This window comes from Corynebacterium sp. UMB6689, from assembly GCF_030215295.1.
Classification (GTDB): domain Bacteria; phylum Actinomycetota; class Actinomycetes; order Mycobacteriales; family Mycobacteriaceae; genus Corynebacterium; species Corynebacterium aurimucosum.
The window spans coordinates 31,576-46,363 of record NZ_JASOLS010000007.1; the positions used below are offsets into that span (position 1 = coordinate 31,576).

11 protein-coding genes and 1 pseudogene are annotated in these 14,788 nt (G+C 62.5%); 10 read left to right on the forward strand and 2 right to left on the reverse strand.

The annotated features are described in order from the left end of the window. Positions 1–74: 74 nt before the first annotated feature. The 5 genes from QP363_RS05420 (at position 75) to QP363_RS05440 (ending at position 6,438) form a co-directional block, all read left to right on the forward strand. Entirely contained in the window at positions 75–1,799 is a 1,725-nt protein-coding gene (locus tag QP363_RS05420; RefSeq protein WP_070711694.1) for a glycerol-3-phosphate dehydrogenase/oxidase, read from the forward strand. Between the two features lie 76 nt (positions 1,800–1,875). Then, entirely contained in the window at positions 1,876–2,613 is a 738-nt protein-coding gene (locus QP363_RS05425; RefSeq protein WP_070443264.1) for an MIP/aquaporin family protein, read from the forward strand. 24 nt (positions 2,614–2,637) lie between these two features. Further along, positions 2,638–4,185, forward strand: a complete 1,548-nt coding sequence (gene glpK, locus QP363_RS05430) for a glycerol kinase GlpK (RefSeq protein ID WP_284763234.1) — start codon at positions 2,638–2,640, stop codon at positions 4,183–4,185. A 189-nt stretch (positions 4,186–4,374) separates the two neighbouring features. Further along, positions 4,375–5,220, forward strand: coding sequence for an HAD family hydrolase (locus tag QP363_RS05435; RefSeq protein ID WP_284763235.1), 846 nt, complete (start codon positions 4,375–4,377; stop codon positions 5,218–5,220). A 123-nt stretch (positions 5,221–5,343) separates the two neighbouring features. Next, complete coding sequence (locus QP363_RS05440; RefSeq protein ID WP_284763236.1) at positions 5,344–6,438, forward strand: HNH endonuclease signature motif containing protein; 1,095 nt, start codon at positions 5,344–5,346, stop codon at positions 6,436–6,438. A 98-nt stretch (positions 6,439–6,536) separates the two neighbouring features. Here the strand turns inward: QP363_RS05440 and QP363_RS05445 are convergent, their stop codons facing one another. Then, positions 6,537–8,477: an N-acetylmuramoyl-L-alanine amidase gene (locus tag QP363_RS05445; RefSeq protein ID WP_284763238.1), complete on the reverse strand. Its 1,941-nt coding sequence runs from the start codon at positions 8,475–8,477 to the stop codon at positions 6,537–6,539. 170 nt (positions 8,478–8,647) lie between these two features. On the opposite strand from QP363_RS05445, the gene glf reads away from it, so the two are divergent. From glf to QP363_RS05460, 3 genes are all read left to right on the forward strand, one after another. Beyond that, positions 8,648–9,844, forward strand: a complete 1,197-nt coding sequence (gene glf / locus QP363_RS05450; protein WP_284763239.1) for a UDP-galactopyranose mutase — start codon at positions 8,648–8,650, stop codon at positions 9,842–9,844. Between the two features lie 81 nt (positions 9,845–9,925). Then, positions 9,926–10,123: a hypothetical protein gene (locus tag QP363_RS05455; protein ID WP_284763240.1), complete on the forward strand. Its 198-nt coding sequence runs from the start codon at positions 9,926–9,928 to the stop codon at positions 10,121–10,123. A gap of 88 nt (positions 10,124–10,211) precedes the next feature. Next, positions 10,212–10,820 (forward strand): three-helix bundle dimerization domain-containing protein, encoded by a 609-nt coding sequence (locus QP363_RS05460; protein WP_284763241.1) that lies wholly within the window; start codon positions 10,212–10,214, stop codon positions 10,818–10,820. 2 nt (positions 10,821–10,822) lie between these two features. On the opposite strand, the pseudogene QP363_RS05465 reads toward QP363_RS05460, so the two are convergent. Then, positions 10,823–11,218: pseudogene (locus QP363_RS05465) on the reverse strand (IS110 family transposase); the annotation flags it as partial. A 627-nt stretch (positions 11,219–11,845) separates the two neighbouring features. Here QP363_RS05465 and QP363_RS05470 point away from each other — a divergent pair. Continuing rightward, complete coding sequence (locus tag QP363_RS05470; protein ID WP_230307979.1) at positions 11,846–12,349, forward strand: ECF transporter S component; 504 nt, start codon at positions 11,846–11,848, stop codon at positions 12,347–12,349. 107 nt (positions 12,350–12,456) lie between these two features. Beyond that, positions 12,457–14,658 carry an ATP-binding cassette domain-containing protein gene (locus QP363_RS05475; RefSeq protein ID WP_284763244.1) on the forward strand — a complete coding sequence of 734 codons (2,202 nt, stop codon included), beginning with the start codon at positions 12,457–12,459 and terminating at the stop codon, positions 14,656–14,658. Positions 14,659–14,788 lie beyond the last annotated feature (130 nt).

Here is a 14,788-nt window from a genome sequence, read left to right on the forward strand (position 1 = left end):
AATATGCTGCGCATACCGTCAACGAGGGCAGGGCTTTCTGACGCCGTGCAGCGAGAGAGGAGACTCGGTCAACAATGACCACGACGAGTATTAACAGCTTCAACCCTGAGTATTTTGAAAAGACATGGAACGACTACTCCACCGAGGATTATGACGTCGTCATCATCGGCGGCGGCTCAGTCGGCGCTGGTGCTGCGGTGGATGCGGCCACCCGCGGTTTAAAGACGGCCGTGCTGGAATCCCAAGACTTTGCGGCAGGAACGTCCTCGCGTTCCTCCAAGATGTTCCACGGTGGCCTGCGCTACCTGGCGATGTTTGACTTCCGCCTCGTTGCGGAGTCCCTCAAGGAGCGCGAGCTCAACATGTCGACCCTCGCCCCGCACCTGGTAAAGCCGCTGAAGTTCATCTTCCCCCTGACTCACCGCGGTTGGGAGCGCGTCATGATGTTCGGCGGCTTTACCCTCTATGACCTCATGGGTGGTGCCAAGAGCGTCCCGATGCAGAAGCACCTCACCCGCAAGGGCGTGCTCAAGGTCACCCCGGGCCTCAAGGAGGATGCCGTCGTCGGTGGCGTGCGCTACTACGACACGCTTGTCGACGACGCCCGCCACACCATGACCGTCCTGCGTACCGCCGCTGAGTATGGCGCAAGCGTGCGCACCGGCACTGAGGTTATCGGTTTCGAGAAGGACAACCGCGGCCGCATCACCGCCGCAAAGGTCCGTGACCTCGAGACCGGCCGCGAGACCACCGTGAAGGGCAAGGTCTTCATCAACGCCACGGGTGTCTGGAACGACAAGATTCAGGACATGGCCGGCGCGGAGGGCAAGTTCACCGTTCACGCCTCCAAGGGCGTTCACATCGTGGTCCCGAAGGATGCCCTCGATGCGGATGCCGCGCTGTGCTTCGTCACCGAAAAGTCCGTGCTCTTCGTCATTCCGTGGGGCGAGTACTGGATCATCGGTACCACCGATACTGACTGGGAAAAGGGCTTGTCCCTGCCGGACCCGGCTCCGACGAAGGCGGATATCGACTACATTCTGGACCAGGTCAACCAGCGCGTGCGCAACAAGATCACTCGCGAGGACATCGTTGGTGTCTACTCCGGTCTGCGCCCGCTGCTGTCCGGTAAGTCCGACTCCACCACCAACCTCTCCCGCAACCACGCCGTTGCCCGAGTAGCCCCAGGCCTCGTCTCCGTTGCTGGTGGTAAGTACACGACTTACCGCGTCATCGGTAAGGACGCGGTGGACCTGGCCGCCAAGGAACTGGGCTTCAAGGTGGCAGAATCCGTCACCGAGCGCACTCCGATCTTGGGCGCGGACGGCTACCATGCTCTGGCCAACCAGGTTCCGGCGCTTGCTCGCCGCTACAACCTCGACGAGAAGCGTATCGAGCACCTGCTTGGCCGCTACGGTTCGCTCATCAGCGAGGTGCTGGCTCCGGCCGCCGAAGATGCCTCCCTCCTTGAGCCGATTCCGGGCGCAGAGAGCTACATCTGGGCAGAGGTGCGCTACGCCGTGACCCACGAGGGTGCACTGCACATCGACGACATCGTCTCCCGCCGCCTGCGCATAGCCATCGAATTCGCCGACCGAGGCGTGGCCGCTGCACAGCCGATTGCTGAGTTCGTCGCGCCGCTGCTGGGCTGGGACCAGAGCGACATTGAGCGCGAGGTTAGCCACTTCAAGCAGCACACCGAGGCGGAGCTTGCCGCCGAGGCTGCCCTCACCGACCGTGAGGCAAATGACATTCTCGAGCGCGCTGGCAGCGCACGAGCCACTAAGGAAGAAGCCTAAGCGTCACGGGGCCCAGCGAGGACGTTTGCTGTCTCTCGCTGGGCCTTTGCCCTAGGCAAAAGAGAAAGGACAAGTTATGACCGGAACTGATGCATTCCTGTGGGAGTTCCTTGGCACGGCAGTGCTGCTCCTGTTGGGTAACGGCGTCTGCGCCACTGTAAACCTCCGCACCTCCGCGGCGCGCGGTTCAGACTGGATCGTTATCGCAATGGGCTGGGGCCTCGGCGTCTACTTGGGTGCTAGCATCGCGGACCCCACTGGCGGTCACCTTAACCCGGCGGTGACCATCATGCTCGCTGTCAACGGCTCTCTTGAGTGGAGCCTTGTGCCTTATTACCTCCTGGGTCAGATCTTGGGCGCCATGCTCGGTGCTTTCCTGGCGTGGGCAACGTTTAAGCAGCTTTTCGATGCCAACAATGTCGACGAAGCCGGCAACGTCACCGGAGCCAACAAGAATACCGGCGGTATTTTCTTTACGAACCCGGCGCACCCGAATAACGGCTGGAACGCAGTGACAGAGTTCATCGCAACCACTGTGCTGCTCATGTTTATCGCCTTCGGTCCTGCCGGCGGCGAGCTCGGTCCGCTGAGCTACTTCGGCGTGGCCTTCGTCATCGTGTCTATCGGTCTGTCCCTCGGCACCCCCACCGGATATGCCATCAACCCGGTTCGTGACCTCGGCCCCCGCATCATGTACGCCTTTGTCCTCCCCATCAAAGACAAGGGCACTGGAAACTGGAGCTATGCCTGGGTTCCGGTCGTCGCGCCGACTCTCTCGGCCGTCGCCGTTGGCCTGCTATCCATAGCCCTTTAAAACACCCCCGACAAGGAGAAAGTTATGTCCACCAAGAGCTACGTTGCAGCGATTGACCAGGGTACGACCTCCACGCGTTGCATCATTTTCAACCACGACGGAGAGCAGGTGTCCGTCGGCCAGCTCGAGCACGAGCAGATTTTCCCAGAGAAGGGCTGGGTCGAGCATGACCCAGAGGAAATCTGGAGCAATACCCGCCGCGCGGTGGGTGAGGCCTTGGCCAACGGCGACATCAACGTTGAAGACATCGCCGCTTTGGGTATCACCAACCAGCGTGAGACCACCGTTGTGTGGGACAAGAACACCGGCAAGCCGGTCTACAACGCCATCGTGTGGCAGGACACCCGAACCACCGACATTTGTAAGGAACTCGCCGGCGACGACGGTGCGGACAAGTGGCGTCGTCGCACCGGTCTCATCATCAATTCCTACCCTGCCGGCCCGAAGGTGAAGTGGATCCTCGATAACGTCGAGGGCGCCCGCGAGCGCGCTGAGGCTGGCGAGCTGCTTTTCGGCACCATCGATACCTGGTTGCTGTGGAACCTCACCGGTGGCGCCGACGGCGACAACGGCCAAGAGGCCCTGCACGCGACCGATGTCACCAATGCCTCCCGTACCCTCCTCATGGACATCGAGAAGCTCGAGTGGGATGAGGAACTGTGCAAGGAGATGGGTATCCCGACCTCCATGCTCCCGGAGATCCGTCCGTCCCTGGGCGACTTCCGCACTGTCCGCGAGCGTGGCTCGCTGTCCGGTGTGCCGATTCGCGCCATCCTGGGTGACCAGCAGGCCGCCATGTTTGGCCAGGGCTGCTTCCGCCCGGGTTCTGCCAAGAACACTTACGGCACCGGCCTGTTCCTCCTGCTCAACACCGGTACCACTCCAAAGTTCTCTGAGAACGGCCTGTTGACCACTGTGTGCTTCCAGCGCGAGGGCGAGCGTCCGGTCTACGCGCTCGAGGGTTCCGTCTCCATGGGTGGTTCTCTGGTGCAGTGGCTGCGCGATAATCTGCAGCTCATTCCGAACTCCGCGTCCATTGAGAACCTGGCGCGCGAGGTCAAGGACAACGGTGGCGTCTACATCGTGCCGGCCTTCTCGGGGCTCTTCGCTCCGTACTGGCGCCCGGATGCCCGCGGTGTCATCGTGGGCCTGACCCGCTACGCCAACCGCAAGCACCTAGCACGCGCCGTCCTCGAGTCCACCGCGTACCAGACTCGCGACGTCGCCGATGCCATGATCGCTGACTCCGGCGTGGAAATCACCGAGCTGCGTGTCGACGGCGGCATGACCATGAACGAGCTACTCATGCAGTTCCAAGCGGACATGCTTGGTGTGGAGGTTCACCGCCCGAAGAACGTGGAGACCACCGCTACCGGTGCGGCCTTCGCTGCGGGCCTCGATTCCGGCTTCTGGGATGACCTCAGCGTGCTGAGCTCCCAGCAGGGTGATTTCAAGGTGTGGAAGCCACAGCGTGAGAAGGAAGAAGTTGAGGCTCTCTACCGCGATTGGAAGCGCGCCATCAAGCGTTCCCTGAACTGGGAAGACGTGGACGATGACGACGTTATCGCTTAAGCCCTAAGCAGGACTCTTCGCACGAAAGCGCGGCTACCACGAGCATTCTCGTGGCGGCCGCCTTCGTCGTTTTCGTGTGGGGAGGGGCTGCGGCTAAACGTGGCGCGATGGTGGGGCTCCATGGCAGCAGTGGACGTTGTTGTGTCTGCCAGCGCTGCGGGGGTGCCTGCCTGACGTAGACTCAGGGCTATGGCCAGTGACGTATTTTCGGACCGCGCTCCGCGCCTCATCATTAGCGATATCGATGGCACCTTGTTGGATCGAAACCACCGGGTGCCCAGGCGAAACCGCGAAGCTGTGGCCCGCGCGGTCGCCGCGGGCAGCGAGTTTGCGCTGGCGACCGGCCGGCCCTTCCGCTGGATCATGCCCGTACTGGAGCAGCTGACCGTGCGCCCGGTGTGCGTGACATCAAATGGTGCGGTGATTTATGACTCGGCAGAAGACCGCGTGCTCTCCGCCCACGAGCTCTCGTCGGAGGCCCTCGCGGAAACCGTAGAGGTGGCCGCGAAGGTGCTTGGACCTCATGGCGGCGTAGGTTTCGGTGCGGAACGTGCGGGCGGCTCGGTTTTGGATCCGGTTGAGGAACTCTTCGTGGTGGAATCACACTATTCGGAGAATGCGCTCTTTGAAGGCTTCGGTCTGGTCAGCGTGGGGGAGTTGGTGTCCCGACCGGCGGTCAAGCTCCTAATTCGCAATACGGCGTTCTCCGCGCCGGAGCTCTACGAGCTTATTGCTCCGCACATCGATCCCGAGCTTGCCCACGTGACCTACTCGATGTCCGAGGGCATCCTAGAGGTCGCGGCCCCCAACGTAACGAAGCGCCGTGGAATTAAGTGGTTGGCCGAGCATCATGGTATCGCCCGCGAAGACATCATCGCCTTTGGAGATATGCCCAACGATATCGAGATGCTCGAGTGGGCCGGGTGCGGTGTTGCCATGGAGAACGCACACCCGGATGTCGTGGCGGCCGCAGATACGGTGACGGTAGCGCACCACCAAGCAGGTGTGGCTAAGGTCCTTGAGCGTTGGTTCTAGCACTGCTGTGCCCCGCCGCGCTGTAGCCGTGAAACCCCGCGCTACCTGCCCTGTTTATAGCGGAGCCTAAGAGTTTTCTGTCTCCGGTTGCGGGGTGGGTGGTGGTGTTTTAGTCTTTGTCGCATGGGGGATTTGGAGACTTATTTCTCCTACCGCAGTTCGGGGTTGGATCTTGTGGGGCTTGCGGTGGGCAGTGTGGATGATTTACGCGCGCGTGGTGCCTCGTTGGCTGATGCTGTGGAGTTGGCCGGGTTGCATGGGGCGTATTTCGGGCCGACGCGTTTTACGGGCAAGCAGCGCCAGGCCCGTGCGGCTGCGGTTGCTCAAAGGCATGATGTGGCGACGTTGAGTTTGATTGAGTCGTATACCGCCAGGGTGAAAAAAGAGTTGGATGCGTGGAATTTGCGTGTCAGGTTGGCGGGGACTCCGGCAGACCGTATCCCGAAGGTGGCGAAGGACCGTTTGAAGCAGTTGCGGCCGCGGCGGGTGCCTGAACCTGGGGTGCGGTTGACGTATCGGAAGGTGGGGCCGCATTCGTTGACGATTACTGATTCAGCCTTGCGCATTAGTGAGATGCGCGGGACTTTGGAGTCGATTAATCCGGCTGATTTGTTGGATGCGGCAGGCCGGGTGTTCTTTGAAAAGTCGCATGGGGGCACTAAGCCTGCGGTGGCGACCAATGTGGTGGTCACTTTGGATGAGTTGGACCAGATTGTGCGGGGTGAGGGCGATGATATTGAGCTTGTGCTGACTAATGGTGGGCGGATGACTGGTCGGGAGTTTGTGACCTATAAATTTGCCGAGGTTGGGTATGTGACGTTGGTGCATCCCACGGTTGGGCCGGTGTGGTTGCATCGGGTGCGGCGTTTGGCGGGGTTTGAGCAGCGGGTAATGGCCAGTGCGGAGCATCCGACGTGTGCGCGTGAAGGTTGTAATAAGCCGGCGGATTATTGTCAGGTGCATCATTTGGTGCCGTGGCAGGCTGGTGGTGCGACGGATCCGCCGAATTTGACGATGTTGTGTGCTTATCACAATGGCATTAATGACGATGATCCGGATAAGCCGACTGGTGCGGGTTATGTCTTTAGGTTGCGGGGCGGGGTGGATTATGTGCCACCCTGGGCGGAGCCGATTACTTCCCAGCCGGCATACCAAGCGGCACAAGCAGCATTGAAGCAGCAGGCCAACGGGGACTTACCAGTACCGCCGGATACCTAAACCCCAATCCCAAACACACGCCGAAGCGGAAGCCACCCGGTGGCTCCCGCTACATTGGCGATCCCACAGACCTGCACGTACACACGGTGCGGCTGGGATTAGTCCGTGAAGACCTGAATCTGCTCAGTCTCCGGGTTGTAGACAATGGATCCGCCCTGGAACTGCACGCGGACTTCCTTGCCGAGGCCGGTGGGGACTTCGTCGGACGTCGGCAAGCCGAGCGTCGCCGAGTTGTTGCCGGACGCCCATTCCTTGGCGATGCGTCCCACCAGAGCGTGTGTACCGGTGTCTTCGGAGCTCAGCACGACGCCGTTCTGGAAGAGCTGGTAGATGATGCCGGCGGACTCATCCGGACCGCCGACCGCCAGGCCCAGCGCCGGGCCGAAGGCATTAAGGACTGCCGTCCACGTTTGCTTCAGGCCCTCGTTCTTGCTCAGGGCCAACACCTTGGTCACGATGCCCGGGATCTGCTCCAGCGGCAGGCCATTGACCGTCTTATCCGTGTCAATCTGCTGGTCCGAGCGGGCATACATGATGGCGAAGAGCGTGCCAGCCAGGCCGACTAGTGCGGTGATGGTGCTCATCGGGATTTCGGTATCGCCCAGCGAGGACGTTGCCTCCTGTGCCGGAGCGGCCGGTGCGGGAGCGGACGGCGCATTGTTTTTCGGCGTGGAGCCAGAGGAGTCTGGCGTAGAGGTATTTCCGCTGCCCCAGTCCGTGGACGTCGAACCAGACGCACCCGACTTGATGGCGAGGTACTTCTTGTGCGCTGCCTGGCGGATAGTCGGCCACTGGGCAATGGTGTATTTACCCGGGCAGGCAGTGAAGTGAACGTCGCTGTGCCCGAAGAGGCCGTAGACCGGGGCAGAGGCGCCTGCTGGGTAGCGCGAACCACCGAAGCCTTCCGAGCGAAGGGAGACGCGGGAGGTCGGATCGACACCGGAAATGGCGCCCTTCCAGCCGGCGAGGTCGGTGACAGATTCCAAGAGGGCTTCCGTCGGCTGCGCAGTCTCGTAGTTGCCGATCATGGAGATACCCCACGTGTTCTTGTTAAAACCGCCGATGTGCGCACCCTGCACAGCTTTAGCGAGACCGCCGTAGCGGCCCTCGTAGATGGTGCCGTATTTATCGACCAGCGCGTTGTATCCGATATCGCACCATCCCAGGTTCTGGGCGTGGTACTTGTACGCGGCGCGCACCTGCGCGGCCGCCTGCGCGCGGGTGTAGTTATTGGAGCCCGCGGTGTGGTGCAGCGCAATGGCCTCCACACCATCATCATAGGTGGGACTCGAGCAGCGGATGCTCTCATCCGCGCCCCAGCCGGCGCGCGAAACCACGCGCGGCATGCCATCGGTCTCAGCGGTTGGCTCGATGACCTCGCCCTCCTGGGCGTTGCCGTCCATGAAGACCGCCTCGAGGCCTTCCACGTCGCTATTGGCGGGAAGCTCTTCGGCCTCAGCGACGGGGGCGATGTCGCCGACGTTGAAGGAGGCGTCGTCAAGCGCGGCGTCCTCAACGGGGGTCTCGGTGAACTCTTCGTCCAAGTTCGACCCAGTCACGAGGTCCACATTGTTGATGGAGACCTGCACGTCGTTGGTATCGCCCACGAAGATGAGCTCGGTGCCGTTCGTGGCGTTCGGATCATCGTTGTTGTAGGACATTGAGTCCATGTCGTACCACTCGGACCAGGACCCGTCTGGCTGCTTGGCGCGGACGAAGGCAGCGACATCGCGCGCGCCCTTCCAAGTCACGGCAAAAGAGGAGAAGGTCTCATCGCGGTGGAATTGCTTGACCGCGCGCGGGCCTTCGCCCTCGCCTTGGGCGGCGATGGCCGGGTCATCCACCACGACCGTTTCGCCAGAACCAAAGGACTCGGAGGCCGAGCTCACTTCGATGGGCCCGCTGCCCGCTTCCTGGGTGTGGATAAGGGTTTGGCCGCCCACGGCTGCGGCAGCAACTACAGCGATCGAGGCGACCGTGGCGATAATCGGCGTGGACCACGTCGATTTCGCGGGAACAAGACGACGTTTGAGGTGCACTGTTACTCCCTAGGATGGTGTGCGCCACAAGGTTAAAAGGAGCGCAAAAAGTTAACTAACGGGACAGATGTTACGTCAGGTGTTGGAGTGAAAGGGGGTGTGACACGCGAGTTTTCTCGCTTGGGTGTCACCCGCCGTTCTATGCGCGTTACTGCTTTAAGCTGATGCCCATGACTGCATATGACCTCATTGTTGTTGGATCTGGATTCTTTGGCCTCACCGTGGCCGAGCGCGCAGCCTCCCAGCTGGGCAAGAAGGTGCTCATCGTCGAGCGCCGCGAGCACCTGGGCGGCAACGCCTACTCGGAGGCTGAGCCGGAGACCGGCATCGAGGTCCACAAGTACGGCGCGCACCTCTTCCACACGTCGAACAAGCGCGTGTGGGACTACTGCAACCAGTTCACCGATTTCACTGACTACCAGCACCGCGTCTTTGCCATGCATGACGGCACGGCCTATCAGTTCCCGATGGGCCTGGGCCTGATTAACCAGTTCTTCGGCCGCTACTACTCCCCGGATGAGGCACGCCAGCTCATCAAGGAGCAGGCTGGTGAGTTCGCCGTGGATGAGGCGAAGAACCTGGAGGAGAAAGCCATCGCGCTCATTGGCCGTCCGCTCTACGAGGCCTTCATCCGCGACTACACCGCCAAGCAGTGGCAGACCGATCCGAAGGAGCTGCCGGCCGGTAATATTACGCGCCTGCCGGTGCGCTATACCTTCAACAACCGCTACTTCAACGACACCTACGAGGGCCTGCCCGTCGATGGCTACGCCGCATGGTTGGAGAAGATGGCGGAGCACGAGCTTATTGACGTCCGCCTCAATACCGACTGGTTCGACGTCCGCGAGGAGCTGCGGGAGGCGTCGCCAAACGCGCCGGTGGTTTACACTGGCCCGCTGGACCGCTACTTCGACTTCGCTGAGGGCGAGCTGGGCTGGCGCACGCTCGATTTCGACATGGAGGTGCTGGAGACCGGTGACTTCCAGGGAACCCCGGTGATGAACTACAACGACGCGGACGTGGACTACACCCGCATCCACGAGTTCCGCCACTTCCACCCGGAGCGCGCCGATAAGTACCCCAAGGATAAGACGGTGATTATGAAGGAGTATTCGCGCTTCGCGGAGAAGGGTGATGAACCGTACTACCCGATCAACACCCCGGAGGACCGCTCCAAGCTGGAGGCTTACCGCAAGCTTGCCGCCGCGGAGGCTCGCGAGAACCAGGTTCTCTTCGGTGGCCGCCTGGGCACCTACCAGTATCTGGATATGCACATGGCCATCGCCTCTGCGCTGAGTATGTTCGACAACAAGCTGGCTCCGTTCTGGAATGAGGGCAAGGCCCTGGAGCAGGAGCGCGGCCACTAAGTTGCGGCGCTGTCCCGGCTGCTCCCCGCAGCGTAGCGTGGCGCGCTATGCTGAAACACCTCGATGGAAGGAGGTGACGGCATGGCTCAGCGCAAGAAGAAACGCGCAGACCGCAGCATGTGGAAGATGTCCCCGGAGCGGCTCGAGGAGCACCTCAAGCTGCGCAGTCGCGCAACGCGCATTCCCGATAAGAAGAAGGAGCAATCCAGGAAGGCCTGCCGGAACACCCGGCAGGCCTTTGGCCTTTCTTTGGTAGGTTTCGCCAGCGCATGGAGCTAGACCAAAGAAATAAAACTTGTGGTCGGGCCAACAATCGCCTAAAGTTAACAGCAGGTTAACAATAGGCGAACAGAAAGTGAGTTTAGAGATGACTTCCCCGAACGCCCGCCGTTTCGATACGTTGCGCCAAGACTTGCATGCCGATTATGGCCACGAATACACCGCGCAGGAGATTGATTCCTTCCTCGATGCCACCATCGCGCGTCACGAAGCTGGTGCGACTTTAGAAGAATTCATTCCCGTGATGGTGGAGCGCGAGGTGCGCGAGCACTTTGGCACCCACCGCATCCACGTGCGGTTTGCCGCGGGCACCGACCACGCCTTGGCGCAGGCTGCTGTGGCGCTGACGAAGAAGTACGCTGGCGAGGCCCTGCTCGTCGATGCCGCCGTAGCCCACCCTGAAAATGATCCCGATTCCCACATGGCCCACGTGCTCCAAGAGCGCGGCATGGCGAAGCACCCGGACCGCTACGTCGAGGACCTACGCTTGGTCACTATCCCGGACATCATTGTGTACCTCGGCCGCGAAATCCCGCGCGATGAGGCCGGCAAGGACATCAAGATTTGGGATATCGCTACGGCAGAAACCGTCGAGGAGACCCGCGAGCTGGCCGATGACCTCGGAGCCCGCGTGCTCTACATGCTCAACCGCCTGGGCATCGAGCCTATCTCGGAGGATGCCGCTGTCACGACCTAAATCAGCTGGATAAAGACTTCCTCAACGCGGTCGACACTGCGCAGGGAATCTGGAAGGTTAAGACCGGCATGGGCGATGACGTAGGCGTCGCGTACATCGGTCTTGGAGTTGCCGACGTGGATGCGAGAGAGCTGCCGCATCGCAAGCCCTGGTAGATGGCGAACATCTGCCCCCATGTCTTGGGCGACTGCGACGGTTAATCGGCCGATGTTGTTTGGCTGATCGACAATGACAAGGGCCGAGGCGTTGTCGGCGAGGAATTGGCCGAAGAGCTTGCGTAGCGAGCCTTCATGCTGATTGATGCGTTTGGACAGGACTTGCCTGCCTTGGGGATCGAGGACGCAGGCGTGGTGGAAGTATTTGCCGACGTCTACGCCAATGACGAAGTCATAGGCCATCGGTGTATGCCTCCTAGCGATGAATTAGAAGTTGGACTATTTAAGCTTCATCGCTGGGGTTGTCGGACATGCTTGCGCTGGCATCCACATTACTGTGAGACCTCATACCACCTGGGCTGGGTCGGGTTCCTATTAGCAGTTTGAGGATGTCACTGTCTTCGGCGGCATCACCCCCGGATCATTTTCAGACAGGGGCGGGAACAAGCCATACCGAAGCCAGCGACTAGTTCCACTGTCCTTTCAGACGGAGGGACCGGAAATAAACATAACCAGCCCAATCGGGTGGACAGGCTATGAATCTTCGGTGCCCTGAGGTGGAACTGCTAACAACGTAATGGGGGGAAGCGGGGGCAAAGTCAATAATTCGAGTCTGGCATAAGTTGATAAGGATTGCCTAACCTAATACTGTTTCAAGTTATGTTCCGATCGGGAATCGGCAACGGAAGCGAGGCGGCGACGATGAACAGAAAACGTGGATCGACCAGAGAACCCCTCTCCGGAGGGGGAGTCGGGGACGCGGGCCCGGACGGGACGGGCGACGGCGACGCGGTGGCGTCGCAGACGGACGACGGGCGGTTGGTACACGTCGCACCGGTCGCAGCGGGTGGCCGACCATCCACCCGCGATATGCTCGTCGCCGCCGCGATCGGCGTCGCGGGGTCTCTCGTCGTCGTGCCCCTGACCTACCTGCAGGTGTTCGCCGGCATCGCCCACGTTTATCTCGTCGCGGCGACGCTCGGGTTGTGGTTCCTGCAGTGCGTCGTTCCCCTCATCGTCGTCCGCAAGCCTGGCGCGAGCCTCATTGCGTGCCTTGCCATGGGCGTCGTGTCCGCGGCGACCACCCCGTTCGGCGTCGCCGCGATCGGGGCGCTGATCATGGAAGGATTGCTCATCGAGCTTCCATTCATGGTCACCCTGTACCGGCGGTGGACGCGTACCCAGTTCGTGGCGTCGGCGATGTTGTTCTCCGCGCTGATGGGAACGATGGCCCCGCGCGCAGTTGGCGTCGACTCGCCGACCACGCCCATGACCCTGATCAGCTTCGCCGTAGCCTTGGCCTCGAGCTTGGTGTTTTTGGTCCTGGGCTTTGCCGTCGCAAAGGGGCTTCGCAGCCGCGGGGTCACCCGGTGACCGGCGGAGCACCCGCGTGCGCCGGTGCGACACGCGGGACGGCCCCGGCCCGGTTACGGGTTAGGGGCGCGGGCGTGCGGCACGCCGATGGGCGATGGGCACCCGACATGGTGGATCTCTCCTTCGATTTCGGCACGATCAACGCCATCACGGGACCCGTGGGATGCGGAAAGACAAGCCTGGCCCACCTCATCGCTGGACTGATTCCCTCGCACATCCCCATCGACCATGCCGGATTCGTGCACATCGTCGATGCCGACGGCACCGAACGCCCCGTGGACGGGGACCGGGTCACCTTCGTCGGGCAAGACCCGGCGACGCAGGTGCTCACGCTCCGAGTCGTCGATGACGTGGCCATGGCCCTCGAGTTTTCCCTCGTGGAAGCCGGTATCGTCGCCAAGCGATCAGCCGAGGCTCTATCGGAGCTCGGGCTGTCAGAGCTCGCGGAGAAGGATCCGTGGGCTTTGTCGGGCGGGCAACGCCAGCGGATGGCCATCGCCGGTGCGGTGGCCAGGGCGCCGGAGGTCATGATCTTCGACGAGCCCGCGGCCCACGTCGACGAGGACGGTCGCCGGTCGCTGTTCGCCGCCATCCGTGATTTGCGGGCCCCGGGGCGCGTCATCCTGCTCATCGAGCACGACCTCAGCCCGTTCGACGGGTGGGTCGACACGGTGACGATCCTCGATGCGGACGGGAGCGTCGCCGCCCACGGAGCGCCGGATGGCATCGCGGTGAAGGGCATTGCGACGACGGCCGCGACCGCCGGAACGCCGGACGCCAGTACGCCGGGCACGGGGGTGCCGGACCGTCCCAATCCGGAATCGGAGGCGGATGCCGTTCCACTGCTGGCCTTGACCGGAACCCACGTGGCCCGAGGCGGGGAGAGGATCCTGAACGGGGCCGATCTGACACTGGAACGGGGCGAGATTCATGCCCTAGTCGGTGCCAACGGAGCCGGTAAGTCCACCTTGCTGGCGGTGCTGTCGGGCCAGATGAAGGCGGGAGCGGACCTCCGGATTGACGGCGCGTCCGCCCGGCGCGTCCCCGACGCCTTCGCGTCGTTGGCGTTCCAGAACCCCGAGCACCAGTTCACCCGCGCGACCGTCGCCGCGGAAATCGACTCCGCGCTGGCCGGCACGGACCCGCACGGACCACTCGGCGCCGATGAGCTGCGGAAACTGCGGGAAGCCTTGTGCCCCCGGGCACTTGACCCCGTCTCGCCGTTCGTCCTGTCGGGCGGACAGAAAAGACGGTTGGGCATCTTCCTGGCGGTGGCGGCCAATCGCCGTTTGCTGCTTCTCGACGAGCCGTTGGCGCATCTGGATTCGCCGAGCTCGCGCATCGTACTGGATGCCCTAGCGGAATACGCAGGGGCCGGCGGAACCGTTGTGTTCACGTGCCACGACCGCCGTGCTGCGCGAACGTGGGCGGATCGGGCGAGCATCGTCGCCGAAGGGAAGGTCGCCTGGTCCGGTCCCGCAGCCGACGTGCCGGCTTCCCCGGAGTCGTCCCGGCGGGATCGCGCACTGCCCGCGGCCGGCGCACGGACGTCCTTGGACGAAAGCCCCTGGACCAGTGGATCCGCCGCTCGAAGGCGCGCGGGGTTGAACGCCATCACGATTGTCGCGGCGGTGATGCTCGTCCTCGTCGCCGGGCTGCTCTCCGGCGGAGACGCCGTTCTCGCTCTGACGGGGGTCGCGTTCCTCGCACTCGCTGCGATCGCGGAACGTGACGTTCGGGCGACGGCGGGGAAGGTCCTCCTCGTCCTGTTGATCGGGGTGTTCTTCGGCCTGCTCGGGTGGCGCTCCGAGTTCTACGGCAGTGGGGATCCAGCGGAGGCTGTCCGCCACGGCATCCATCACGGACTGCTACTGACGGCCGTGTTTGCGGGGACGGTCCTGGTCTCCGCGTGTATGCGCGTCGAGGAGCTTTTCGACGCCATGGTGCAACGCCTCCGGGTGCCCTACACATGGTGCACCATAGCGATTTCCGGGGTGAGCATCGCGGCGTTCCTGCGCAGCGAAATCCCCCAGCTGACATGGGCGATTAGATTGCGCTCGATGCGACCGGGGCAGTCTTTCCGCTCCGGCTTCATTCGCGCGACGACGCCCGCGCGCATCGCCTTTCCCCTGTTCGTCAGCGCCGTGCGCTGCGCCGAAAAGCTGTCCCTGACCCTGGCGATGCGCAACTTCGGCCGCCATCCGCGGCGTACCTTCCGCACCGATCACCCCTGGCGAGTGCGTGACGGTTTCGCGGCCGCAGCGTCCGCCGCGGCCTTCGTTGCCGCCCTGGTGTCCGCAGTGACTTGACGGGCACCCGGAACCGGCGGGCCCGAGCCCGCGAGCGTTTCCGAGCCTGTACGGAGACGCGCCCCACCCAGTTGCTTCAACCCTTCAGACACATCCTCCGGGTCGCGCCATGCGGGCCCGGTCCGCCCGG

Coding starts and splice junctions, on each gene's coding strand:
- glpK (WP_284763234.1), top strand. CDS start 2,638: ATGTCCACCAAGAGCTACGTTGCAGCGATTGACCAGGGTACGACCTCC.
- QP363_RS05460 (WP_284763241.1), top strand. CDS start 10,212: ATGACTTCCCCGAACGCCCGCCGTTTCGATACGTTGCGCCAAGACTTG.
- QP363_RS05475 (WP_284763244.1), top strand. CDS start 12,457: ATGGTGGATCTCTCCTTCGATTTCGGCACGATCAACGCCATCACGGGA.
- glf (WP_284763239.1), top strand. CDS start 8,648: ATGACTGCATATGACCTCATTGTTGTTGGATCTGGATTCTTTGGCCTC.
- QP363_RS05425 (WP_070443264.1), top strand. CDS start 1,876: ATGACCGGAACTGATGCATTCCTGTGGGAGTTCCTTGGCACGGCAGTG.
- QP363_RS05440 (WP_284763236.1), top strand. CDS start 5,344: ATGGGGGATTTGGAGACTTATTTCTCCTACCGCAGTTCGGGGTTGGAT.
- QP363_RS05455 (WP_284763240.1), top strand. CDS start 9,926: ATGGCTCAGCGCAAGAAGAAACGCGCAGACCGCAGCATGTGGAAGATG.
- QP363_RS05470 (WP_230307979.1), top strand. CDS start 11,846: ATGCTCGTCGCCGCCGCGATCGGCGTCGCGGGGTCTCTCGTCGTCGTG.
- QP363_RS05435 (WP_284763235.1), top strand. CDS start 4,375: ATGGCCAGTGACGTATTTTCGGACCGCGCTCCGCGCCTCATCATTAGC.
- QP363_RS05420 (WP_070711694.1), top strand. CDS start 75: ATGACCACGACGAGTATTAACAGCTTCAACCCTGAGTATTTTGAAAAG.